The sequence below is a fragment of the Campylobacter sp. 2018MI13 genome, assembly GCF_018501135.1.
Lineage (GTDB): Bacteria > Campylobacterota > Campylobacteria > Campylobacterales > Campylobacteraceae > Campylobacter_E.
Window position 1 is genome coordinate 1 of record NZ_JAHCZC010000024.1, and the last position, 21,604, is coordinate 21,604.

Sequence of the window (21,604 nt, forward strand, 5' to 3'; positions counted from 1 at the left end):
AAATAATAAAAAGTTCTTAAAAAATAAGAACTTTTAAAATTATTTTATATTATCTAACTTTTCACAAGCGTATTTAAATTCTAATTCGCAAGATTTTCTTAAATACTCAAGAGATTTGTTTTCATAAAGTTGAGATACTTCATAGCAGCTTTTGTTATCACTATTATTGCAAGCGTATTTGTATAATTCTAAAGCTTTTTCTTCATCAATATCAGTGCTAACTCCATTTAAATACATATTTGCTAAAAAATAGCAAGATGAATAATCATTATTATTACATTGTTTTTCGTATAAATTAAATGCTCTTTCATATAATTTTTCAAAATCATCACATTGAGTATATTTTACTTCACAAAAATTTGCAAAATCATAGCAAGCGTTTGCATTATCATCATCTTTGCAAGATTGTTTAACCAATTTTATTGCTAAATTTTTGTATTTTTTATTTAATTTTTTATTTTCCAATTTGTCAGAATATTTATAAATATCACTTAAAGCCTTACAAGATAAATAATCTTCATATTCTTCGCAAGAAACTTTATAATATAAAGCTGCGTTTGCTTCATCATTTTTATCAAACTGATAATAATTAGCATTTTTTAAGCATTCTTCTAAACTCACACATTCAACGGCATAAATACAAACACTAAATAATAAAATTAATAATTTTTTCATACTAACTCCTTTTTTAAGGTAGTAATTTTAGCGAAATATTTTTAAATAGTAATATTTATTTTTAAGCTATAGGAAATCTATAGCTTAAAAAGAATAAGTAAAATCACCTTCATTGGTTTTAATTTCTGCTTGTTTTAAATTCTCGCAAAAATGTATAGGTGAAAACGATTGTCCGTATTTTAATTTTTTAGGATTTGATTTTGATAAAACATAATGAAGTTTGCAATTTCCTTTATTTAGTTTAATCTCATATATTTCTAATTCATCTATTTTAGATGTAATTTTGAGTTTTTTAGAAGCTCCTATTCCTAGAATATTAACTTCAGGAGAATTAAAATCAGTTATCGATTCAACTTCCATAGGATCATCAATAAATAATCCTATAACAAACAATAAAACAAATACTATCAACACACCTTTTAAAATTTTCTTAAACATTTCTTCTCCTTTAATAATCTCTAATAGCTAAATCTTTTTTATTAAATGGTTCTAAATTCACAACATTGTCAAATTGCATTTCACTTTGTCTACCTAAAGAAACATAATCTGATACATAAAATATTCCTTGTAGTTTTTCGTGAAATAATTCTGGAATTTCATACTCATTTTTATACCCTTTAATACCACTAGGAATACATTTTTGCTCCACTTCACTATCTTTAAAATAAGCTCCTAAATTATCCCAACTATATTTTTTATCACTTTTAAATGGGATATTTACTGCTAAATTAGCACCATTTAAACCTTGTAAAATCAATGTTCCCCCGTGTGTTCTAACAGGAATTGTCCCTTCTGCTTCTAAAGTAGCCATACCACTAACTACCATACCTTGAGTTATGTTTTCTTCTTCATCAAGCTGCAAACCTTCTTTAGTTTGAATAGTTCCATAAAAAATTCTTGTTATGTCATATTCATCTTTATCTACATAATCATCGTTATTAACTTTTGCCTTTTCATATTCAGCTGTTAAAAAATAATCCTTAGAATTTGAAATATCATTTTGATAAAAAATTGTAGGGTAATAACAATACTCTAAATCAAGATTAATAAGTTTTCCTTGATTATCCAATATTACTTTTTTAAACTTTTGAATATCAGCTTCACTTTTAATAAATATCTTTATTTCTTCCATATTTTTCTTTTCAAAATTAAGCAAACTAGGAAAAAACACCGCAATAATTCCAATGATAGTAGTTAAAAATCCACCTAAAGAGCCGATAATAACTTTTTTCTCAAATTTCATAAAAATCCTTTAAAGTAAAATTAAGAAAAAAGATTATACCCCCCCCCATTCTTAAAATAATATTAAAAAAATAAAAATTACTAGGGAAAATATTTAAATGTTAAAGAAAGAAATTCCTAGCTAATCTTAGCTAGGAAAGAAATCATAATGCTTTTTTAGCTGCTGCTGCAACTTTAGCAAAAGCTGCTGCGTCATTCATAGCCATATCAGCTAGAACTTTTCTATCTAGTTCAATACCAGCTTTTTTAAGACCATTCATAAATCTTGAATAGCTTAAATCATTTAAGCGGCAAGCTGCATTAATTCTAATAATCCATAAACGACGGAAATCTCTTTTTTTGCGGCGTCTATCGCGGTAAGCATATACCAAGCTTCTTTCTAATTGTTCTTTAGCTTTTCTAAAGTGTTTTCTACGACCGCTATAAAAACCTTTAGCTAACTTTAATAATCTTTTATGTCTTCTGCGTCTTACTACGCCTGTTTTTACTCTTGCCATAATTTCTCCTTTTAATGGCGTTTGCTTAAAGCAAATCTTTCCCTAAACGGGGGTAACGAATGATTAAAAATCAAAAACTCTTATTTCATACAAAGCATTTTAAGAACACGGCTTTCATTTGTAGCATGAACAAATTTTGCTGTTCTTAAATCACGCATTCTTTTTGCAGGCTTTTTAGTTAAAATGTGGCTTCTATAAGCTGAACCACGCTTAATTTTATTTTTGCCTACTCTAAAGCGCTTAGAAGCACTTTTTACGCTCTTCATTTTTGGCATAAGCTTTCCTTTTTGTTGAATTTTCTAAAAAAGAAGAGCCGATTTTATCACAATAAAGTTTATATATAGCTTATTTTATTTGAAAGTAAAGAAAAAATTAGCAACAAAAAACTAATAATTATCATAAAAATAATTGAAGTATTAAAACTATTTGTAATATCTTTAAAATATCCAAAAATTATTGGCCCAATAGTAGCTATTAAATACCCTACACTTTGAGACATTGAACTTAAGTATATTGTAGTTTTTGTATCTTTTGATTTAATAGCAATCATTATCAATGCAACGCCAAAAATTCCACCAACAGGAATAGAAAATAATAAAGCTGAAATTATTAAAATATAAATATTTGAACTTAATAAACATATAAAAAAAGCGAGAATATTGCTAATACAAACTAAAGTTAAAAGCATTGCTTTATTTTCAATCTGAGCCATTTTATTAGGTATAAAATAAGCTGAAAACATAGAACAAAATTGAAATAATATAACAATATTAGTCGCATAATCTTTATTCATACTAATAGCTAATATGCTAGGATACCAAGTAATTATCGTATAAAAAACACAACTTTGAAGCCCCATAAAAGCAGTAATTATCCAAGCGTTTTTGTTTTTAAAAATACTTAAAAAATCACTGAAATTTTGAGTTTTAGAATATCTATTAAGCCTATGATTTTTAATAAATGGCAGATAGCAAAAAAACGCAATAATAGCAAATATAATCCAACAAAATAAAGCTCCACTAAGTCCAATATAATCAATCAAATAATGCCCAAAAACTCCTATTAAGCTAGAAATACTTAAAAACATTCCATAAAGTGCCATAATTTTTCCAATATTTTTAAAGTGATTTTTAACAAAACTAGGCATTAAAACATTCAAAATAGCAATACCTAAACCTATTAAAATCGTCCCAAAAAACAAGAAAAAAGTATTAAAAAACGCCCTAGCAAATAGTCCAAACATTATTAAAATAATCGCATAAAGCATAGCTTTTGTATTTGGTAAAATCGGAGCGATTAAAGAAAAAATAAAAAAACAAAAAAGCGGCAAAGCACTTAAAATCCCAATTTGCGTAGAATTTAAATCATAATAACTCATAATATTATCAACTATAGGACCTATTGCAGTAATTGGTGCTCTAAGGTTTAAAGATATAAAAACCACACACAAAATACTTATTAAAAAATAATTCTTTTTCATTTTTTTCCTTTATTAAGACTTTAATATATCTAAAAAATTCAATTTATGCCTAAATATTAGGCATAAATTTTAATCTAAATTATATTTTTGTAACAATTTTAAATAAGCTCCATCATTTTTAAACTTGCTAATTACATTATTAAAATCATCTCTTAATTTAGTATTGCCTTTTTGAAAAGCTATGCAAGTTCCAGCTATTGGAGTTTTTGCGAATACTTCAAAATCATCATAATTTTTAGTATAGCTCTTAGCAACAGCAGCTTCTAATACAAAACCATCAATTTTGCCATTTAAAGTAGATAATACAAGTGGAATGTATTCAGAATTTAAAAATGGAACTACGCCTTTAATATTAGATATTTCATCAGCTTGTAAAGTGCCAATTTGAGCTCCTAAAATAGCTCCTTTTTCAAGGTCTTTTAAAGAATTTAGCTTTTTATTACTTTTTAATTTGATATAGTGGTTTTCACTTTCTATTATTGGATTTGAAAACTCAACATTTTTAGCTCTTTTAGGTGTGTAACTCATACCTGATGCAATAATATCAATCTTTTTTGATTTTAAAGCTAGTATTAAACCATCAAAAGACATTGGAATAATCTCAATTTTTATATTTAACTCCTTAGCAATTTCTCTTACTAAATCAATCTCAAACCCCACAATTTCATCATTTTCCATATACTCAAATGGTGGGAAATCAGGCGATAAACCAACTTTATAAATCTCTTGTGCGAAAAGCCCTAAAGCTAGCAATGTAGCTATAAAAATTTGTTTCATAATAATCTCCTAAAAATTAATAAAAATAAAAAATGTAAAAAATAAAAAAATAGAATAAAAGAAGTGATAAGTTTTAACGCAGATTTGATTTATTTATTTGTAATTTTTCCATTTGTCCTCCTTAAAAATATGACTTATAATAATCAAAAAAGTAAAATATGTTAATTATAATATGTGTAATTTTAAATTAAATATAAAAAATGTAACATTATGTAACATAAAGGAATAGATTATGAAAATAGGTTTTGTTAATGCTAAAGTTTTTACAGGTAAAAACGAAAATGATTTTATAAGTGAATTTAGTATAAAAAACTCTAAATTTTGTGAAATCAATAATGTAAATAGAAATGATTGCAATAAAATCATAGATTTAAAAAATGCCTGCGTTATTCCTGCATTAAGCGATACTCACACGCATCCAACATATGTATCACAAATAATAGATAGTCTAGCTTGCACTAAACCTTATGTGGCAAATATTCCACAATTAATAGAATTTTTAAAAACTTCACCAAATTATGGTAAGGAAAATAAATGGATTAAAGGTTGGTGTTATGATGAATCAAAACTAGATGAAAAAAGAGCTCCTACTATAAAAGATTTAGATTTGATAAGCTCAACACAACCAGTTTTTATATTAAGAAGTTGCTGTCATTCTTGCGTTTGCAATTCTAAAGCATTAGAACTAGCAAATATTACAAAAGACACAAAAGAGCCTAAAGGTGGAAAAATAGGCAGATTTGAAGACGGCACTCCTAATGGTATTATGTATGATTTAGGTGCATCTATGTTAATTCGCAATGCAATGGAAAAAGAAAGCTTAGAAGATGAAGCAAAAAAAATTAGTAAAATTAGGCGAAATTTATGCAAGTTTAGGAATAGTAAATATTAGTGATATGATGTGTTATTCTAAACCTTTAAAAGCTTATGAATTATATAAATTAGCAAAAAATATGGGTTTAAAACAAAGAGTTAGTTTATATCAAGTTTATAAAGACGCTAAAGAATTTGGCTTATTTAAAAGCCTAGAAGATATTAAAACTAATGGAATTAAATTCTTTGTAGATGGCACTATTTCATCACAAACTGCATTTACTCATAAACCTTATAAAAATAACGACAATTATGGGGATTTAGTATGTAATATTAATGAAATTAAAGAAGCCATTGATTTTGCCAAAAATAATAATTGCCAAATAAGTTTTCATCTAATGGGAGATAAAGCTATAGATATAGTAATTGATAATCTTACAAGCTATGAAAATTGGTTAAAAGATTATCCTAGCGTTAGATTTGAGCATGCTTCTATGCTAAATTTAAAACATATTGAAAAAATAAAAAAGTTAAAAGTAAAAATTGCTATAAGCACACAACCAATATTTCAATACGCTGAATATACAAGCTATGAAGATGCGTTAGAAGATGATAGATTTAATTCAATTTGTGCTTTAAACACATTAAAAGAACATTTAGATTTAAGCATTTCAAGTGATGCACCAGCTACAATTCATCACGAGCCTTTTAATTTATTTGTAAGTATTAATGCAGCTGTTATAAGAACTAATCCTAACGGCAAAAACTATAATAAAAATGAAGAAATATCAGTTGAAGATGCAATTTTAATGCTAACTAAAAACTCACAAAATATCCTAATGCTAAAAAATTGCACAACTATTGAAGATGGTAAAAGCGCTGATTTTATTGTCTTAGATAATGATATTTTTAGTGTTGATAAAACAAAAATAAAAGATATAAAAGTTCATCAAACTTGGCTAAAAGGCGAAAGAATTTACTAATCCTTTTTCAAGGATTAGTTTAAATTATATTTTTCTAATAGTTTTAAATAAGTTCCATCTTGCTTAAATTTCTCAATAGTTTTATCAAAATCATCTCTTAATTTTGTATTACCCTTTTTAAAAGCTAGGCTCATTCCTTCAATACTAGAAGTAGCAAAAACTTCTAAATTTGGATACTTTTTCATATAACTTTTAGCGACTGGTTCTTCCATTACAAAACCATCAATTTTACCATTTAAAGTAGAATTAATAAGCACTATATATTCTTCGTTTAAATACGGCTTAACACCTTTTAAATTAGTTATTTCATCAGCTTGAAGAGTGCCTATTTTTGCCCCAATTATTGCACCATTTGATAAATCATCTAAAGAATTTATTTTATCATTTCCTTTTAACTTCAAATAATAATTTTTGCTATCAAATATGCTTTTTGTAAATTCAGTATTTTTAGCTCTTTGTGAAGTATAACTCATACCTGCTGAAATAATATCAATTTTACCCACTTTTAAAGCCGCAATAAGCCCATCAAATGGCATTGTAACAGGCTCAACCTGAATACCCAACTCCTTTGCTACTGCTCTTACTAAATCAATCTCAAACCCCACAATTTCATCATTTTCCATATACTCAAATGGTGGGAAATCAGGCGATAAACCAACTTTATAAATCTCTTGTGCGAAAAGCCCTAAAGCTAGCAATGTAGCTATAAAAATTTGTTTCATAATAATCTCCTAAAAATTAATAAAATAAAAAATGTAAAAAATAAAAAATAGAATAAAAGAAGTGATAAGTTTTAACGCAGATTTGATTTATTTATTTGTAATTTTTCCATTTGTCCTCCTTAAAAAAATTGCTTTATAATAACTTTTTTTACAATAAATTAAAATAAATTCTTCAAAAATATTTTAAAATTGTATAAATTAGTAACAAAAGGAGAAAAAATGAAACTAACAAACAGAGATTTTCTAACTTTAAAAGATTTTAGTAAAGATGAAATCCTAGCACTTATTAAATTTGCAAAAGAGCTAAAAGAAAAGAAAAAGCAAGGTATAACAGGCAATCATTTGCAAGGAAAAAACATAGCTTTAATATTTGAAAAACCATCAACTAGAACAAGATGTGCATTTGTAGTAGCTTGTAACGATGAAAAAGCTTATCCTGAATATTTAGGTGCTAACGATATACAATTAGGCAAAAAAGAAAGCATACAAGATACCGCTAGAGTATTAAGCAGAATGTTTGATGGCATTGAGTTTCGCGGCTTTAATCAAAGTGATTTAGAAACCTTAGCAAAATATAGTGATGTTCCTGTTTGGAATGGTTTGACAAACGAATTTCATCCAACTCAAATTCTAGCCGATATGCTAACTATTTACGAGCATTTTAACAAACTAGAAGGGCTTAATTGTGCATATATTGGAGATGGTAGAAACAATATGGCAAATTCTCTTATGATAGGCTGCGCTAAATTAGGATTAAATTACATAAATATTAGTCCTAAAGAACTTCATCCTGATAATGAATTAATAAATCTTTGCAAAAGTTTTGCGAATAACTCAAGTATAAAAATCAGCGATAATATTGAAGATATTAAGGGTGCTGATATTATATATACTGATGTTTGGTGCTCTATGGGAGAAGAAGAAAAAGCAAAAGATAGAATAAATATTTTAAAACCTTATCAAGTAAATGATGAGTTGCTTTTAAAAACTGGAAAAAATACAATAATAATGCACTGCTTACCTGCAGTAAAAGGTAATGAAATTACAGAAAATGTATTTGAAAATAATGCTGATATAATTTTTAATCAAGCAGAAAATAGAATGCACACTATAAAAGCTGTTATGATTGCTACTATTTGTGATATAGATATATAATTTATTAAACAAATATAAAGCATTTGGGGTTATAATTACCCCTTTTTTAAAATTTAAATTAAAGGATATTTTTAATGTTTGAGTTGATTAGTGATTCTTTTAAGCAAGCGGTAAATAAATTAAAAACAATAGATGATGAAAAAGCGTTAAAAAACGCTATGGAAACTCTCAAAAAGTCTTTATTAAAGGCTGATGTTCATTTTAAGGTAACGAAAGAATTATTAGTTAATGTAGAAAATGAAGTAAAAGCAAAAGGAATCGGTCAAAAGCATTTTTTAGATGCAATTAAAAATAACCTTACAAACATACTAACACCAGAAAATAAAATAAGCGAATTTAGATTTTCTCCAAGTGGTTTAACATCTGTAATGATGATAGGCTTACAAGGTGGTGGAAAGACAACTAGCACGATAAAATTAGCAAATTATTTAAAACTTAGAAAGAAAAAAGTTCTAGTAGCAGCGTGTGATTTACAAAGACTTGCTGCGGTAGAGCAATTAAGACAATTATGTGAAGCTAATGAAATTGATTTATTTTCAATGGATAGCAAAGACCCTTGCGAAGTAGCGAAAAATGCTCTTAATAAAGCTAAAGATGGCTTATATGATGTATTATTAGTGGATACTGCAGGTCGTTTAGCAATTGATGAGCCTTTAATGAATGAATTAGCTCGTGTAAAAGATATAATAAATCCTTATGAGAGTTTTTATGTAGCTGATGCTATGAGTGGTCAAGAAGGTGTAAAAACTGCAGAAACATTTAATGAAAAAATAGGCATTAGTGGTGTTATTTTAAGTAAATTTGATGCAGATACTAAAGGTGGGGTTGCTTTAGGTATAGCAAAATTATTAAATCTACCTTTAAAATTCGTAGGTATTGGCGAAAAGGTAGGAGATTTTGAGAGTTTTGTTCCAGAAAGAATTGTTGGTCGTATTATGGGAGAAGGCGATTTAGCAACTTTAATGGAAAAAACTTCAGCAGTTTTTGATGAAAAAGAAGCAAAAATCTTAAGCAAAAAAATCAAAAAAGGTGAATTTAATTTCAATGATTTTATAAACCAACTTGAAAGTGTAAAAAAATTAGGGAATTTAGGTTCATTAGTTGGAATGATACCAGGTCTTGGTGGCATTGCTAATAAAGTAAAAGATATAGATTTAGAAAGTTCTAAAGAAATGATACATATAAAGGCGATGATTAGCTCAATGACACCAAAAGAAAGAGAAACTCCAAGCCTATTAAACAATGCTAGAAAAGCAAGAATTGCAAAAGGTGCAGGTCTATCTCAAATGGAAGTTAATAGATTTTTAAAACAATTTGAAAATGCGTCAAAAATCGCTAAAAAACTTTCAAAAGGTGGTATGAAAGGGTTAGGTTCTATGCTAAATCAAGGAAATTTTCCAAAATAATTAAAAATTTTTAAAGCTTTAAACTTATTTAAAGCTTTTTTATAGACAATTTTTGTTTATAAAAAATCTTTAAATCAATCAAGGAGAAAATAATGACAGTTGTAAGACTAACAAGAATGGGTAGAAAAAAGCGTCCTTTTTATCGTATCGTAGTAACAGATAGCAGAAAAAGAAGAGATGGCGGTTGGATTGAGAGTATAGGATATTACAATCCTATGAGCGAACCTGAAACAATCAAATTTGATGCTGAAAGACTAGCTTACTGGAAAAGCGTAGGCGCTAAATTAAGCGATCGTGTAGCAAGAATTACAAAATAATGGTAAAAGAATTTATTTTTACATATGCAAAAACAATAGCCGCAAATCCTGAGCGGCTAGAAATTTTTGTAGAAGAAAAAGAAAATAACCTAATAGATATTGTTATTATGGCTACTAAAATAGATGCCGGAAGACTTATTGGAAAATCAGGAAAAATCATAACCGCAATTAAAACAATAGCAGTTAATCACAAAAATACTCAAAAATTAAATTATAAAATCACGGTAAAAACTTTTGATGAATAATCTAGTTTATGTTGCTAAAATTGGTAAAACTCACGGATTACTTGGTTTTTTAAAATTTCATAATAAAAGTGATTTTTACGAACAATTTAAACCTAAAGCTGAATTTTTTGATAAAAATGGTAAAAAATTCATAATTAAATCTTTTGATTTTTCAAATTCTTTAGTGCAGTTTGTAGGATATGAAGATGTAAATAAAGCTAAAGAACTTGTAAATATGGAGCTTTACTCTAATATTGAAAATACTAGAAAAAATATTAAGCTTAAAAAAGATGAATATTTTTATTTTGATATTATTGGGTTAAAAGTATATCAAGATGATGAGTTTTTAGGTAGCGTTGTTGATATTTTAGAAACAGGAGCTAATGATTTATTAGAGATAAAAACTAGCGATGAATTAGCAAATTTAGGCTTAGCTAAGAGTTTTTATATACCTTTTCATAATAATTTTATAATTTCAGTAAGTGATATTATCAAGGTAAATAATTCTAAAAGTATTTTAGAAAATTCGTAATGAAATTTAATTTTATAAGTTTATTTCCAAATCTAATTGAAAACTATTTTAATGAAAGCATTTTAAAAATTGCAAGAGAAAAAGAGCTTATAAAACTACATTTTGACAATCCTAGAAATTATTCTACAAACAAACATAATAAAGTAGATGATACGAAAATCAGCGGCGGAGCAGGTATGCTTATGGCTTGCCAGCCTTTATTTGATTGTTTAGAAAATTATAAAAATTCTCATATTATATTTTTAAGCCCTACAGGAAAACCTTTTAAACAAATTGATGCCAAAAGACTTGCTTTAAAAAGTGAAATTACTTTTGTATGCGGAAGATATGAAGGTATTGATGAAAGAGTGTATGAAAATTATGCTAATGAAGTTTTTAGCATAGGTGATTTTGTCCTAACGGGCGGGGAGTTAGGGGCACTTTGTATGTGCGATGCAATTGCTAGAAATATAAATGGAGTAATAAAACAAGAAAGCTTAGTAGAAGAAAGTTTTGAAAATTATTTATTAGAAGCTCCATCTTTTACTAAACCTTTTATATTTGAATATAAAAAAAATAATATTTTTAAGAAATTTTATTCAATTTCAAGTTTTGTTAAGGGTAATCACGCTAATATTAGCCTTTTAAAAAATCATCTATCGTTTTGCAAGACCAAATTCCACCGCCCGGATTTACTTGCTAAGCACAATAATTTAAGGAAAAACTATGAGAAATAAATATATTGAGCAGTTTGAAGCTAAACAAATTGAAGGAAAAAATATTCCTGATTTTAGAGCTGGCGATACATTAAAACTTGCTATTCATATTAAAGAAGGTGATAAGTCAAGGGTTCAAAATTTTGAAGGTATTTGTATAGCTCGTCGTGGTCAAGGCACAGGTGAAACTTTTATGGTTCGCAAAATTGGTGCAAATGGTGTTGGAGTAGAAAGAATATTCCCAATTTATTCTGATAGTCTAGAAAGTATTACGGTAGTTCGCCATGGTAAAGTAAGACGCTCAAGACTATTCTATCTACGCAGATTACGCGGTAAAGCTGCAAGAATTAAAGAACTTAAACGCTAATATTACGGAGATTTTTCTCCGTTTGTAGAATTTCGTTTATAGAATGATTACAATACAAAAAGCTTCAGAAAAAGATTTAGATTTAATCTTAGAATTTATTAAAAAATTAGCTGATTATGAAAACTTATCAAGTAGTGTTGTAGCTACTAAAGAACTTTTAAAAGAAAACTTATTTATAAAACAAAAAGCTTATGTTTTAATAGCTTATTATGATTTAAAGCCTGTTGGATTTGCTTTGTATTTTAATAATTTCTCTACATTTTTAGGAAAATGTGGAATTTACTTAGAAGATTTATTCGTTGATGTTGAATACAGAAATAAAGGAATAGGAAAAGCACTTATAAAAGAACTAGCTAAAATAGCTAATCAAAATGATTATGAAAGAATTGATTGGGTTTGTCTTAAAGACAACTATCCAAGTCTTGAAGTTTATAAAAAAATAGGAGCTAACACAAAAGATGAATGGCTACTACATAGACTTGAAAAATCAGATATAAACAACCTTTTAAATAATAAATAAGTTATCTTAACTATGTATAAAAATCACTTAAAATATAAATATTAAACAATTAAATCATACATTTAAAATTCTTAAATTAATACCTTAGCTAAATCAATAATTTAATAACTTTTAAAATCACTAATTATTGTTTAGTTTTAGATTTTTAAACAATTCTAGCTAAATTACTTTTAGTATTAAAGCTTTTATTACCTATAAATATTTTATGCGTTTAATAAAACTAAAAATACTCATAAATACATTTATTTTTCAAATTCCAAAACAATTAACAATCAAACCAACCATATTTATAACCACCTTATAAAGCGTTATAACTAATTTACAATAAAATAAAAAATAATTAAATAAATTATTTCTTAGGGGTTATAAATGAGAAACGATTTTTTAAAAATCAATGGAATAATCGCATTTTTATTAGTTGGGTTTTTGAATGCTTTTGTTGATTTAGGACATAAAATCATCATTCAAAACACGGTTTATAAGATTTATGATGGCAGTACGCAATTATTTTTAACCGCAATTATTAATGCTTTAATTTTATTACCTTATATTTTTAGCTTTTCAATATCTGGATTTTTAGCTGATAAATATCCTAAAAATAAAGTTATGAAAATAACTGCTTTAGCAAATATATTTTTAGTATCAATCATTTGTTTTAGTTATTACAATGGTTATTTTTATCTAGCCTTTATAATGACGCTTATTATGGGTATTCAATCAGCCTTATATTCTCCTGCTAAATATGGTTATATTAAAGAGCTAGTCGGCATCAAGCAACTTGCTATGGGAAATGGTGCTATAAATGCAGTTAGTATTGTGGCTATTTTGTGCGGAATGCTTGTATTTTCTTTAGGTTTTGAATTATTATTAAACGAGTTTAGCACGAGTAAGGATATATTAACTCAAGTAGCTCCATTAGGCTTATTACTAGTAGCTTTTAGTGTTTTAGAATTTATTTTAGCGTCTAAATTACCGCAGGTTAAAAGCGAAAATTCTAATTTAGCATTCAATAAAAACGATTATTTAAAAGGAGTTTTGCTTAAAAACAACCTTAGCTTAATATTTCAAAATAAAGTAATTTGGCTATGTATAATAGGAATTGCCTTCTTTTGGGCTATTTCTCAATTATATTTAGTATCTTTTCCTGTATTTGCTAAGTTTCATCTAAATGAATTAAACACCTTTTATGTGCAAGGCGTAATGGCAGCTAGTGCAATAGGCGTTATTATAGGCTCAATAATTGCAGGTAGATTTTCTAAAAACTACATTGAATTAGGGCTTATCCCGCTTGGTGCTTTAGGATTATTTTTAAGCTCATTATTAATAAGCTTTCTTAATAATTTATTTGCCTTTGCACTTGTATTTTTTATATTTGGCATATCTGGGGCAATATTTACAATCGCTCTTAATTCTTTAATACAATTTAATGCTAAAGAAAATGAATTAGGTATAGTCTTAGCAGGAAATAATTTTATTCAAAATATTTTTATGCTAAGTTTTGTAATACTTGCTACTTTTTTTGCTTATTTAGAAATTGATGTTTTATATTTGTTTTATTTCATTGTAGTTGTGAGTTTTTTAGGCTCTTTTTATGTATTAATAAAACTGCCTTTTTCTTTAGTAAGAATAATAGTAAGCCTTGCTTTTTATCAAAAATATAGATTATTAGTAGCAGGGTTTGAAAATATTCCACAAAATAAAGGAGTGCTATTATTAGGCAATCATATTTCCTTTATTGACTGGGCTATTATACAAATGGCAATCCCTAAAAAAGTGCATTTTGTAATGGAGAGAAAATACTATCAAAAATGGTATATTAGAATGTTTATAAAGCATTTTGGAGTAATCCCTGTAAGCTCTGCTGCAAGTAAAGAAGCCTTAGAATTAATTGCAACTTATATCAAAAAAGGCGAAATTGTTTGTATTTTCCCTGAAGGAACTCTATCAAGACACGGACATTTAAATGAATTTAAAAGTGGTTTTGAATTAGCGTGCAAGGATTTAAGCGAAGATGATGGGATTATAATTCCTTTTTATATCCACGGGCTTTGGGGTAGTTCGTTTTCAAGAAGTGATGAAGAATACAATCTAAGAAATAAAAAAATCGGTAAAAGAGAAATAGCAATAGCATTCGGAACAGCCCTTAGCATACATTCAAGTAAAGAATTAGTAAAAGCTAAAGTATTTGAACTATCATTCTTAGCTACAAAAACTCAAAGCGATAATCTAAAAACAATAGAAAAAGCCTTTATCCTAAGTGCTAAAAAATACTCACAAAATATAGCGATAAACGACCCTTTAGCAGGAGATATAAGCTACAAAAAACTCCTAGCATTAAGCCTAGTGCTTAGTAAAAAAATCCCTAACGATGAAAATATAGGCATATTATTACCTGCTTCATTTGCTTCAACGCTTGTAAATCTAGCTAGTTTATTTGCTGGAAAAACCATAGTAAATCTAAATTACACCGCAGGAATAAAAGCAATCAATCAAGCAAAAGAAAGTGCAAATATAAAGCATATTTATACATCATCTAAATTCTTAGAAAAGCTAGAAAATAAAGGCTTTAAATTAGAATTAGAAAATGTAAATATCATTTATTTAGAAGATTTAATAAAAGCAATAAAAAAAGAAAAGTTAGATATTATCTTTAAACTCTTTTTAATAAGTATCTTACCTAGCTTTATATTACAAGCCTTATTTACTAAGAATTTAAGCAATGAAAAAACAGCTGCGATTTTATTTAGTAGTGGTAGCGAAGGAATGCCTAAAGGAGTTATGCTAAGCCATAAAAATATTTTAAGCAATATTGCTTCAATTTCTAGCATAATTTGTGCAAAAGATGATGATGTAATACTCTCATCTTTACCGCCATTTCACGCATTTGGACTAACCGTTACTACCTTTATGCCTTTAATAGAAGGGATAAAAAGTGCAACTTGTGCTGACCCTACCGATGCTTTAGGCGTTGCAAAAACTATAGTAAAAAATAATGTTAGCATTATGTGTGCAACTTCTACATTTTTAGGAATTTATGCAAGAAATAAAAAAATAGATGAAATTATGTTTGATAGCCTTAGAATTGTAGTTGCAGGTGCTGAAAAATTAAAGCCCGAGATTAAATCAGCTTTTGAGCTAAAGTTCAAAAAAAATATTTACGAAGGTTACGGAGCTACCGAGACAACGCCTGTTGCAAGTGTGAATTTACCTAATAAATTTGATAGCACATATTGGCAACTACATAGAGCAAATAAAGATAAAAGCGTAGGTATGCCGTTACCTGGCACTGCTATTAGAATAGTTGATCCACTAAGCTATGAAGAATTAAAAGCAAACGAAGATGGACTTATTTTAATAGGCGGACACCAAGTAATGCAAGGGTATTTAAATAATCCTGAAAAAACTGCTGAAGTTATAAAAGAAATAGATGGCATTAGATGGTATAACACAGGAGATAAGGGACATTTAGATGAAGATGGATTTTTATACATTGTAGATAGATATTCAAGGTTTGCAAAAATTGGTGGAGAGATGATTTCTTTAGGACTTGTTGAAAGCGAAGTTGCTAAAGTGATTAATAATGATGAAGTAAAACTCTGCTCTACTTCTTTAGAAGATGATAAAAAAGGTGAGATGGTAGTTTTATTAATTGAATGTAGTGAAGAAAAATTTGATTATTTTGTAGATTTAATAAAACAAAGCGAAATACTAGCAATTTATAAACCTAGTAAATATATTTTGATAAAAGAGATTCCATTATTAGGCAGTGGAAAGGTAGATTATAAAGAAGCAAAAGCCCTAGCTAAAAGTATTTTAGAAAACAATTAATAAAATTTATACTAAAAGGAAGAGTAACTTAAACTCTAAACCTTTTAGTTTTGTAATACTAATTAAAGTTTTGCTAATTTTTGAATATTAAAGTATCAAATGAAATTCTTAATTATTTTAAATGCAAAATATTTTAAGTTTTATTTATGCGTTTTTAATATTAAATCAACATATTTAATTCATTTTCTAAGACAGATTTTGGAGTAAGCGATATAAATTTTTTAACCATTTTTCCATCTTTATCATAAATAAACATAGCAGGCACACCCCAAACACCACCTACTACATTGCTTAAATACTCAACATCTAAACTCTCATAAATAGTAGCAAATGTAACACCTTTTAAACTTTCTTTTGCCATATCATAATCTCTCATACCGCCTAATACAGCAATAATTTTATAATCCTTACTAAGCTCATTTAAGATAGGAATTTGTTTAGCACATACACCACAATCCTTTGTGTAAAAAAACAACATAAAAGGCTCATTTAACCCCTTTAACGCTTGTTCTTTCGCACTATAACTTAAATGTATTGGCTCTTTTGAATTTAAAGCCAACATTGCTTCATCTTTACAAGCACAAAGTAAAAATATGAAAATTGCTAGAAAAAATCTCATAAATATTCCTTAATCTTATTAGTTAAAAATTCCAAACTTCTATCGCCTAATACCTTATCCACATAAACTCCATCTTTTAAAATAAATAAAGTCGGAACAGCAAAAATATCATACCTACTCCAGCTAATGTCTTCTTCATCTTTTAAAAAAATCATATTTGAATATTGGTGTTCTAATTCGTGTTTTTTAATAGTATTTAAATCATCAATAGAATTAATTGCATAGATACTAATATTATTTTCATTCGCAAATTCATTTAATCCAGCCATTACTTTAAGGCAAGCAGCACAACCATTTTGCCAAAATTCTATCAATTCTATACCTTGTCTTTTTAACTCTATTTTATTTAAAGCTGTAGTTTTTGCAAGAATATTAGGAGCTTGTTTATTTAATACTAGCTTATTATCTTCGCAAGATACAAAAAACAAAAGTATTAAAACTATTAGAATTTTATTCATTCACTATAAGTCCATCTTTAATAGTAATTATCTCATCTCCATTTTTAGCCAAGTCAGGATTGTGAGTAATTAATATAATTGTCTTACCTTCGCTTCTTAATTTTTTAAATATATCTAAAACTATTTCTCCATTTTCTTCATCAAGATTGCCAGTAGGCTCATCAGCTAATAAAATATTTGGATTATTAATAAGACTTCTAGCTATACAAAGGCGTTGTTGCTGACCACCACTTAATTCGCTAGGTAAATGCTCTAATCTATCTAACAATCCTACTTTATCTAAGATTTTCTTAGCATCATTTTCTTCAATACTTGAATGATAATATTGAGCTAACATAACATTTTCTAATACGCTTAAATAAGGTATTAAATGAAATTGTTGAAAAATAAGCCCTATTTTTTCTCTTCTTATTCTTTGTTTATCAGCTTCACTTAAATGAGTTACATTAATACCATCTAAAAAGTATTCGCCTTCACTTGCATTATCAAGCAATGATAAAATATTTAAAAGCGTAGTTTTTCCACTACCACTCTTACCTACAATACTAAGCCAACGACCTTGATTTAATTCAAAATTAAGACCTTTTAAAACATGGGCTTTATCAAATCTTTTATGTAAATTACTAACCTTAATAATACTCATTTATTCTCCTCTTAAATTACCTACTATATCTATTTGCAATGCTTTTTTTATCGGAAAATACGCAGCAAATGATGCAAAAAATAATGATATAAAAATTGAAAGCACAAAAGCACTTAATCTAAAATCTATACTAGCATTAAAAATAATATTGCCTAAAATCTGTGCTAAAAAATACCCACCAATAGTGCCTAATAAAGATGAAACAACAGCTAAAATAAATACTTCATAAGCAAATAATTTTGCTATATCTTTAAAACTAGCCCCAAGAGCTAAATGCAAGGCTATTTCTTTTTTTCTTGAAAAAATAATTGAACTAAGAGTTGTATTAACACTTGTTGAGCTAATTATTAAAATAACAATAGAAATCAAAAACATAAGACCTTTTATTTTTTCTAAAATTGCTCCTTCTTTTAAACTAACACTTAAAATTGGTTTTAATTCTGCATTATTGCTTACTGCTATTTTGCTAAGCTCTGATAGGTTTTCAAAATCATCATCAACTATTAAAGATACATAAGAATATTTATCATTAATACCTGATAAATCTTTAGCGGAATTTAAATTGATAAAAGCCATAGCATCAATCTCATCTCCAGTAGAAAAAATCCCTTTTATAATATAAGTTTTCTCATAAGGAATACCATTTTTTACTATTGTTAAAGGTAGTTTTTGATTTATGTCTTTTTTTAGCGTATTTGCTAAGTCTATACCTAAATAAATACTATTATCTTTTGAATATTCGCTTTGACTTAGGCTACCTTTTTTAACTAATAAAAACTTATTGATTTTTTTAAATTCATCAAAATCAACCCCAGCCACTATTAATTGCCTTGTAGAAAAAACAGGGCTAAAGTATAAATAAGGAGAATAAGCTAATAATTTGTCTTTACTAATTTTTGATTTAATCAAATTAGCTTCTTTAATATCTAAATAATCATCACTTTTAGAACTAATTAGCATATTAGCTCCGTAACTTTTAAGCTCTTTGCTCATTTTATTGTCAATATCAAAATATATATTTAAAAAAGCATTAGTAACGCAAGTTCCTATAAAAATTGATATTAAAACTATTATTAATCTTTGTTTTGAAAAAACTATACTCTTTTTAACTTGTGTGAAAAAAAAGTTATTTACGCTCATATAACACCTCAACTATTTCAAGATTTACAAAATTCTTAGTAGCTATTAATGAGCCAAGTAAAGCCACCAAACTAGCAAAAAACATACAAATAAATATAATTATGAAGTTATATTCAATACTATGAGAAAAAATGCTATAAGATATAATATCACTTACAAAAAATCCAAACACAGCACCAAAAATACTAGCAATTAAACTAACAAACAAATAATCAATCGCAAAAACCAAATAAACTTGTAAATTACTAGCGCCTAATGCTTTAAACAAACCTATTTCTTTTTTTCTTCTATAAACATCGCTATTTATTAAAGACGCTTCTGCAATACTTGCGACAATTAAAGATATGATAAAAATAATTCCCATTAGACCTTGAATTTTTTTAACGATAGAGCTTTCAGCATCTGCTACTTTACTAACAGCTTTTGCACTTGCTCCTTTATAATTTTCTTCAATTTGATATGCAATAGAGCTTACAAAAGCCGTGCAATACCAATTATCAAATTCTACTTGATTTAAACTCTTTATATCATATCTTGCCCTATGAGCTATGTCATTTTCTGGAATTGTTAGAGCTGATACTTCTGCTCTTTCATAAGTATTTGGCTCATTTAAAATATCATTTAATCTATCTATATTAATTAAAATTTTATCTTCATAATCACCCAAATTACTCACAATGCCAACTACTTTTAACTCTACTTCTTTATCATTTATAAGCACTTTAAAAGTATCGTTAGCTTTAAGATTTAAAGAATTTGCTAATTTTTCACTTATATTTACTTCATTTTCTAAACTATTATCATTTACAAAATTTAAATCAGTCTTTAAAAAAGGTAAAAGAGATAAAAATCCAGTATCAAATACCACGGTTTTATTACCAAATTTATCTTGTTCTATGACTAATTCTTTATTAAAATATGTGCCTAAGATACTGATTTTTTTGCCTTGAAATTCTACTTGGCGTTGTTTAAATGGAGCTATTGCTGTTATATTATTTGACCAGAAAATATCTTTAATTTTTCTCAAATCATCAAGATTTAGGAATTTACTTTCGCTTTGTAATTTAAAGCTTTTATTACCAACTTCAATACTATAAGATGAGCCTTGTGGTAAAACACTAATATTTGCTCCATAATTTCTTAGCTCTTTTCCTAGCTGATTGCCAACTCCAAGAGTTATATTAAGCATACAAGCAAGGAGCAAACAAGCTAAAAAAATAGTCGCAAAACTTAATAATTTTTGAATAGGATTGCCTAAAATTGATTTTTTTACTATTCTTAAAAACATTTTTACTCCTAACTTCTTCTTTCAATCAAAAATAAAGCTTTATCACTTGAGCTTACAAATTTTGATGGGTCTTTTTTAAATTCTTGATAACTTTCATCAGAATTAAAATAATAACTAATACCATTATAAATATAGGTTTTCTTAGCTTTTGTGTTTAGAAATTTTTCTTTATTTACTGGGTCTTGAACTTGCATTTCAACTACTTTACTAAAATAGTTTTCCCCACCTAATACATCTTTTACTTTCACAATTATCTTATCGTTAATAACTTCAAATTTTAAAGGAATTGGATTGCAACCACCTTCTTTACCTACGCTAGGTAAAAATATCCTAACATTACAAGCTACACATAATAATTCATTATTTTTCATAACATAGCCATTATCCCCACAAATACTACAAGCATCAAATACTACTACAGGAGTTTGCTTACCTGCGTGGCGATTAATTATAAAAAATCTAATTTCCTTACCAGAGCTAGAAATATAAGCATAGCGATATAATTTACCATCTTGAATATCTTTAGCATCAAATTCAAAATAATCTTTATTTTTAGGAGTAATGATTTTTGGCTCATCAACTTGAATAGGTTTAGAATCTACTAAATCATAAAATAACATAACTAAAGCAGCACTAATACTTAATATAAAATGAATAGTAAAATGAGAATTTATACTAAAAGTTTTTGCGATATTTTTTCTATATTCTATGTCAAAATCACAAGCTTTTTCTCTATATTTTGGTCTATTTTTTAAGCAAGTGCCAACATAAACAATACCTAAAATCAAGCAGATATAATAATAAAACTCGGCATAATATCTACTCTTAGTAATATAACTAAGCAAAATAGAGCTATCACTAACTCCAATTCTAATTAAATAATACATAATCTCAGCAAAAGCAGTATTTAAAAACATAATTGCAAAAATTACATAAATACAAATTCTTGATTTTGAAAATGAATTTGAATTAGCAAAAAGAAAATTAATATAAAAAATAATACAAATAAAAATAGCTAATAAAATAAAGCCAAAATTTAAAATCCCTTGAGTATCTAACAAACTTGATGAAAATATAGGATAAGCAACTGACAATAAAAAGTATTTTAAAGAAGCTGCTAAAGATATAAAAAAGCTTAATATATAAGCAAATAAAGAATTATTTTTAAAAATTACTAATTTAATTAAGCTAAAAAATAAAGTAACTAATAAAATTATATTAGC

25 protein-coding genes are annotated in these 21,604 nt (G+C 27.0%); 11 read left to right on the forward strand and 14 right to left on the reverse strand.

The window, feature by feature from the left end; translation table 11 throughout:
* Positions 1-39 precede the first annotated feature (39 nt).
* The 7 genes from KJQ99_RS03745 to KJQ99_RS03775 all read right to left on the reverse strand — a co-directional run bounded on the left by KJQ99_RS03745 (position 40) and on the right by KJQ99_RS03775 (position 4,671).
* The gene (locus tag KJQ99_RS03745) at positions 40-675 is read right to left on the reverse strand and encodes a tetratricopeptide repeat protein (protein ID WP_214150074.1); all 636 of its coding nucleotides are present in this window, start codon (positions 673-675) and stop codon (positions 40-42) included.
* 84 nt (positions 676-759) lie between these two features.
* Complete coding sequence (locus KJQ99_RS03750) at positions 760-1,113, reverse strand: hypothetical protein (protein ID WP_214150075.1); 354 nt, start codon at positions 1,111-1,113, stop codon at positions 760-762.
* A 10-nt stretch (positions 1,114-1,123) separates the two neighbouring features.
* On the reverse strand, positions 1,124-1,918 hold the full coding sequence (locus KJQ99_RS03755) for a hypothetical protein (RefSeq protein WP_214150076.1): 795 nt from the start codon (positions 1,916-1,918) through the stop codon (positions 1,124-1,126).
* A 142-nt stretch (positions 1,919-2,060) separates the two neighbouring features.
* A complete protein-coding gene (gene rplT / locus KJQ99_RS03760) occupies positions 2,061-2,414 on the reverse strand; it encodes a 50S ribosomal protein L20 (protein WP_214117784.1) in 354 nt (117 codons plus the stop codon).
* 80 nt (positions 2,415-2,494) lie between these two features.
* A complete protein-coding gene (gene rpmI / locus KJQ99_RS03765) occupies positions 2,495-2,689 on the reverse strand; it encodes a 50S ribosomal protein L35 (RefSeq protein ID WP_214117785.1) in 195 nt (64 codons plus the stop codon).
* Positions 2,690-2,748: 59 nt separating this feature from the next.
* On the reverse strand, positions 2,749-3,894 hold the full coding sequence (locus KJQ99_RS03770; protein WP_214117786.1) for an MFS transporter: 1,146 nt from the start codon (positions 3,892-3,894) through the stop codon (positions 2,749-2,751).
* 69 nt (positions 3,895-3,963) lie between these two features.
* The gene (locus tag KJQ99_RS03775) at positions 3,964-4,671 is read right to left on the reverse strand and encodes a transporter substrate-binding domain-containing protein (RefSeq protein ID WP_214150077.1); all 708 of its coding nucleotides are present in this window, start codon (positions 4,669-4,671) and stop codon (positions 3,964-3,966) included.
* A 232-nt stretch (positions 4,672-4,903) separates the two neighbouring features.
* On the opposite strand from KJQ99_RS03775, the gene KJQ99_RS03780 reads away from it, so the two are divergent.
* Together KJQ99_RS03780 and KJQ99_RS03785 are read left to right on the forward strand one after the other, a co-directional pair.
* Positions 4,904-5,563 carry an amidohydrolase family protein gene (locus KJQ99_RS03780; RefSeq protein WP_214150078.1) on the forward strand — a complete coding sequence of 220 codons (660 nt, stop codon included), beginning with the start codon at positions 4,904-4,906 and terminating at the stop codon, positions 5,561-5,563.
* Positions 5,499-6,467 carry an amidohydrolase family protein gene (locus KJQ99_RS03785; RefSeq protein WP_214150079.1) on the forward strand — a complete coding sequence of 323 codons (969 nt, stop codon included), beginning with the start codon at positions 5,499-5,501 and terminating at the stop codon, positions 6,465-6,467. Before KJQ99_RS03780 ends, KJQ99_RS03785 begins: the two co-directional genes overlap by 65 nt.
* Positions 6,468-6,481: 14 nt before the next feature.
* Here the strand turns inward: KJQ99_RS03785 and KJQ99_RS03790 are convergent, their stop codons facing one another.
* Positions 6,482-7,189, reverse strand: coding sequence for a transporter substrate-binding domain-containing protein (locus tag KJQ99_RS03790; RefSeq protein ID WP_214150080.1), 708 nt, complete (start codon positions 7,187-7,189; stop codon positions 6,482-6,484).
* 219 nt (positions 7,190-7,408) lie between these two features.
* On the opposite strand from KJQ99_RS03790, the gene argF reads away from it, so the two are divergent.
* The 9 genes from argF to KJQ99_RS03835 all read left to right on the forward strand — a co-directional run bounded on the left by argF (position 7,409) and on the right by KJQ99_RS03835 (position 16,233).
* A complete protein-coding gene (gene argF, locus KJQ99_RS03795) occupies positions 7,409-8,344 on the forward strand; it encodes an ornithine carbamoyltransferase (protein WP_214119533.1) in 936 nt (311 codons plus the stop codon).
* A 74-nt stretch (positions 8,345-8,418) separates the two neighbouring features.
* On the forward strand, positions 8,419-9,750 hold the full coding sequence (locus KJQ99_RS03800) for a signal recognition particle protein (RefSeq protein ID WP_214117791.1): 1,332 nt from the start codon (positions 8,419-8,421) through the stop codon (positions 9,748-9,750).
* Positions 9,751-9,842: 92 nt separating this feature from the next.
* Complete coding sequence (rpsP, locus tag KJQ99_RS03805) at positions 9,843-10,067, forward strand: 30S ribosomal protein S16 (protein ID WP_214117792.1); 225 nt, start codon at positions 9,843-9,845, stop codon at positions 10,065-10,067.
* On the forward strand, positions 10,067-10,312 hold the full coding sequence (locus KJQ99_RS03810; RefSeq protein ID WP_214117793.1) for a KH domain-containing protein: 246 nt from the start codon (positions 10,067-10,069) through the stop codon (positions 10,310-10,312). The genes rpsP and KJQ99_RS03810 overlap by 1 nt, the downstream gene beginning before the upstream one ends.
* A complete protein-coding gene (gene rimM, locus KJQ99_RS03815) occupies positions 10,302-10,823 on the forward strand; it encodes a ribosome maturation factor RimM (RefSeq protein ID WP_214150081.1) in 522 nt (173 codons plus the stop codon). Before KJQ99_RS03810 ends, rimM begins: the two co-directional genes overlap by 11 nt.
* Complete coding sequence (gene trmD / locus KJQ99_RS03820) at positions 10,823-11,539, forward strand: tRNA (guanosine(37)-N1)-methyltransferase TrmD (RefSeq protein WP_214119529.1); 717 nt, start codon at positions 10,823-10,825, stop codon at positions 11,537-11,539. The genes rimM and trmD overlap by 1 nt, the downstream gene beginning before the upstream one ends.
* The gene (gene rplS / locus KJQ99_RS03825; protein WP_214117796.1) at positions 11,529-11,885 is read left to right on the forward strand and encodes a 50S ribosomal protein L19; all 357 of its coding nucleotides are present in this window, start codon (positions 11,529-11,531) and stop codon (positions 11,883-11,885) included. Before trmD ends, rplS begins: the two co-directional genes overlap by 11 nt.
* 43 nt (positions 11,886-11,928) lie before the next feature.
* Entirely contained in the window at positions 11,929-12,405 is a 477-nt protein-coding gene (locus tag KJQ99_RS03830) for a GNAT family N-acetyltransferase (RefSeq protein ID WP_214117797.1), read from the forward strand.
* A 369-nt stretch (positions 12,406-12,774) separates the two neighbouring features.
* Entirely contained in the window at positions 12,775-16,233 is a 3,459-nt protein-coding gene (locus KJQ99_RS03835; RefSeq protein WP_214150082.1) for an acyl-[ACP]--phospholipid O-acyltransferase, read from the forward strand.
* A gap of 160 nt (positions 16,234-16,393) precedes the next feature.
* On the opposite strand, the gene KJQ99_RS03840 is transcribed toward KJQ99_RS03835, so the two are convergent.
* The 6 genes from KJQ99_RS03840 to KJQ99_RS03865 form a co-directional block, all read right to left on the reverse strand.
* On the reverse strand, positions 16,394-16,852 hold the full coding sequence (locus KJQ99_RS03840) for a TlpA family protein disulfide reductase (protein WP_214119525.1): 459 nt from the start codon (positions 16,850-16,852) through the stop codon (positions 16,394-16,396).
* Positions 16,849-17,310: a TlpA family protein disulfide reductase gene (locus tag KJQ99_RS03845; RefSeq protein WP_214119523.1), complete on the reverse strand. Its 462-nt coding sequence runs from the start codon at positions 17,308-17,310 to the stop codon at positions 16,849-16,851. The genes KJQ99_RS03840 and KJQ99_RS03845 overlap by 4 nt, the downstream gene beginning before the upstream one ends.
* A complete protein-coding gene (locus tag KJQ99_RS03850) occupies positions 17,303-17,953 on the reverse strand; it encodes an ABC transporter ATP-binding protein (protein ID WP_214117801.1) in 651 nt (216 codons plus the stop codon). Before KJQ99_RS03850 ends, KJQ99_RS03845 begins: the two co-directional genes overlap by 8 nt.
* On the reverse strand, positions 17,954-19,093 hold the full coding sequence (locus KJQ99_RS03855; protein WP_214117802.1) for an ABC transporter permease: 1,140 nt from the start codon (positions 19,091-19,093) through the stop codon (positions 17,954-17,956). It lies immediately after the preceding gene.
* On the reverse strand, positions 19,080-20,381 hold the full coding sequence (locus tag KJQ99_RS03860; RefSeq protein ID WP_214117803.1) for an ABC transporter permease: 1,302 nt from the start codon (positions 20,379-20,381) through the stop codon (positions 19,080-19,082). Before KJQ99_RS03860 ends, KJQ99_RS03855 begins: the two co-directional genes overlap by 14 nt.
* An 8-nt stretch (positions 20,382-20,389) precedes the next feature.
* Positions 20,390-21,604: Fe-S-containing protein (locus KJQ99_RS03865; protein ID WP_214150083.1), on the reverse strand; the 1,215-nt coding region annotated here is incomplete at its 5' end.

Bases quoted from the DNA above. Each gene is read 5' to 3' on its own strand.
- argF (WP_214119533.1), top strand. From the start codon at position 7,409: ATGAAACTAACAAACAGAGATTTTCTAACTTTAAAAGATTTTAGTAAA.
- KJQ99_RS03810 (WP_214117793.1), top strand. From the start codon at position 10,067: ATGGTAAAAGAATTTATTTTTACATATGCAAAAACAATAGCCGCAAAT.
- KJQ99_RS03790 (WP_214150080.1), bottom strand. From the start codon at position 7,189: ATGAAACAAATTTTTATAGCTACATTGCTAGCTTTAGGGCTTTTCGCA.
- rplS (WP_214117796.1), top strand. From the start codon at position 11,529: ATGAGAAATAAATATATTGAGCAGTTTGAAGCTAAACAAATTGAAGGA.
- KJQ99_RS03835 (WP_214150082.1), top strand. From the start codon at position 12,775: ATGAGAAACGATTTTTTAAAAATCAATGGAATAATCGCATTTTTATTA.
- KJQ99_RS03845 (WP_214119523.1), bottom strand. From the start codon at position 17,310: ATGAATAAAATTCTAATAGTTTTAATACTTTTGTTTTTTGTATCTTGC.
- KJQ99_RS03775 (WP_214150077.1), bottom strand. From the start codon at position 4,671: ATGAAACAAATTTTTATAGCTACATTGCTAGCTTTAGGGCTTTTCGCA.
- KJQ99_RS03800 (WP_214117791.1), top strand. From the start codon at position 8,419: ATGTTTGAGTTGATTAGTGATTCTTTTAAGCAAGCGGTAAATAAATTA.
- KJQ99_RS03785 (WP_214150079.1), top strand. From the start codon at position 5,499: ATGAAGCAAAAAAAATTAGTAAAATTAGGCGAAATTTATGCAAGTTTA.
- KJQ99_RS03850 (WP_214117801.1), bottom strand. From the start codon at position 17,953: ATGAGTATTATTAAGGTTAGTAATTTACATAAAAGATTTGATAAAGCC.
- KJQ99_RS03860 (WP_214117803.1), bottom strand. From the start codon at position 20,381: ATGTTTTTAAGAATAGTAAAAAAATCAATTTTAGGCAATCCTATTCAA.
- KJQ99_RS03830 (WP_214117797.1), top strand. From the start codon at position 11,929: ATGATTACAATACAAAAAGCTTCAGAAAAAGATTTAGATTTAATCTTA.
- KJQ99_RS03855 (WP_214117802.1), bottom strand. From the start codon at position 19,093: ATGAGCGTAAATAACTTTTTTTTCACACAAGTTAAAAAGAGTATAGTT.
- KJQ99_RS03750 (WP_214150075.1), bottom strand. From the start codon at position 1,113: ATGTTTAAGAAAATTTTAAAAGGTGTGTTGATAGTATTTGTTTTATTG.
- KJQ99_RS03755 (WP_214150076.1), bottom strand. From the start codon at position 1,918: ATGAAATTTGAGAAAAAAGTTATTATCGGCTCTTTAGGTGGATTTTTA.
- trmD (WP_214119529.1), top strand. From the start codon at position 10,823: ATGAAATTTAATTTTATAAGTTTATTTCCAAATCTAATTGAAAACTAT.
- rplT (WP_214117784.1), bottom strand. From the start codon at position 2,414: ATGGCAAGAGTAAAAACAGGCGTAGTAAGACGCAGAAGACATAAAAGA.
- KJQ99_RS03745 (WP_214150074.1), bottom strand. From the start codon at position 675: ATGAAAAAATTATTAATTTTATTATTTAGTGTTTGTATTTATGCCGTT.
- rpsP (WP_214117792.1), top strand. From the start codon at position 9,843: ATGACAGTTGTAAGACTAACAAGAATGGGTAGAAAAAAGCGTCCTTTT.
- KJQ99_RS03840 (WP_214119525.1), bottom strand. From the start codon at position 16,852: ATGAGATTTTTTCTAGCAATTTTCATATTTTTACTTTGTGCTTGTAAA.
- KJQ99_RS03780 (WP_214150078.1), top strand. From the start codon at position 4,904: ATGAAAATAGGTTTTGTTAATGCTAAAGTTTTTACAGGTAAAAACGAA.
- rpmI (WP_214117785.1), bottom strand. From the start codon at position 2,689: ATGCCAAAAATGAAGAGCGTAAAAAGTGCTTCTAAGCGCTTTAGAGTA.
- KJQ99_RS03770 (WP_214117786.1), bottom strand. From the start codon at position 3,894: ATGAAAAAGAATTATTTTTTAATAAGTATTTTGTGTGTGGTTTTTATA.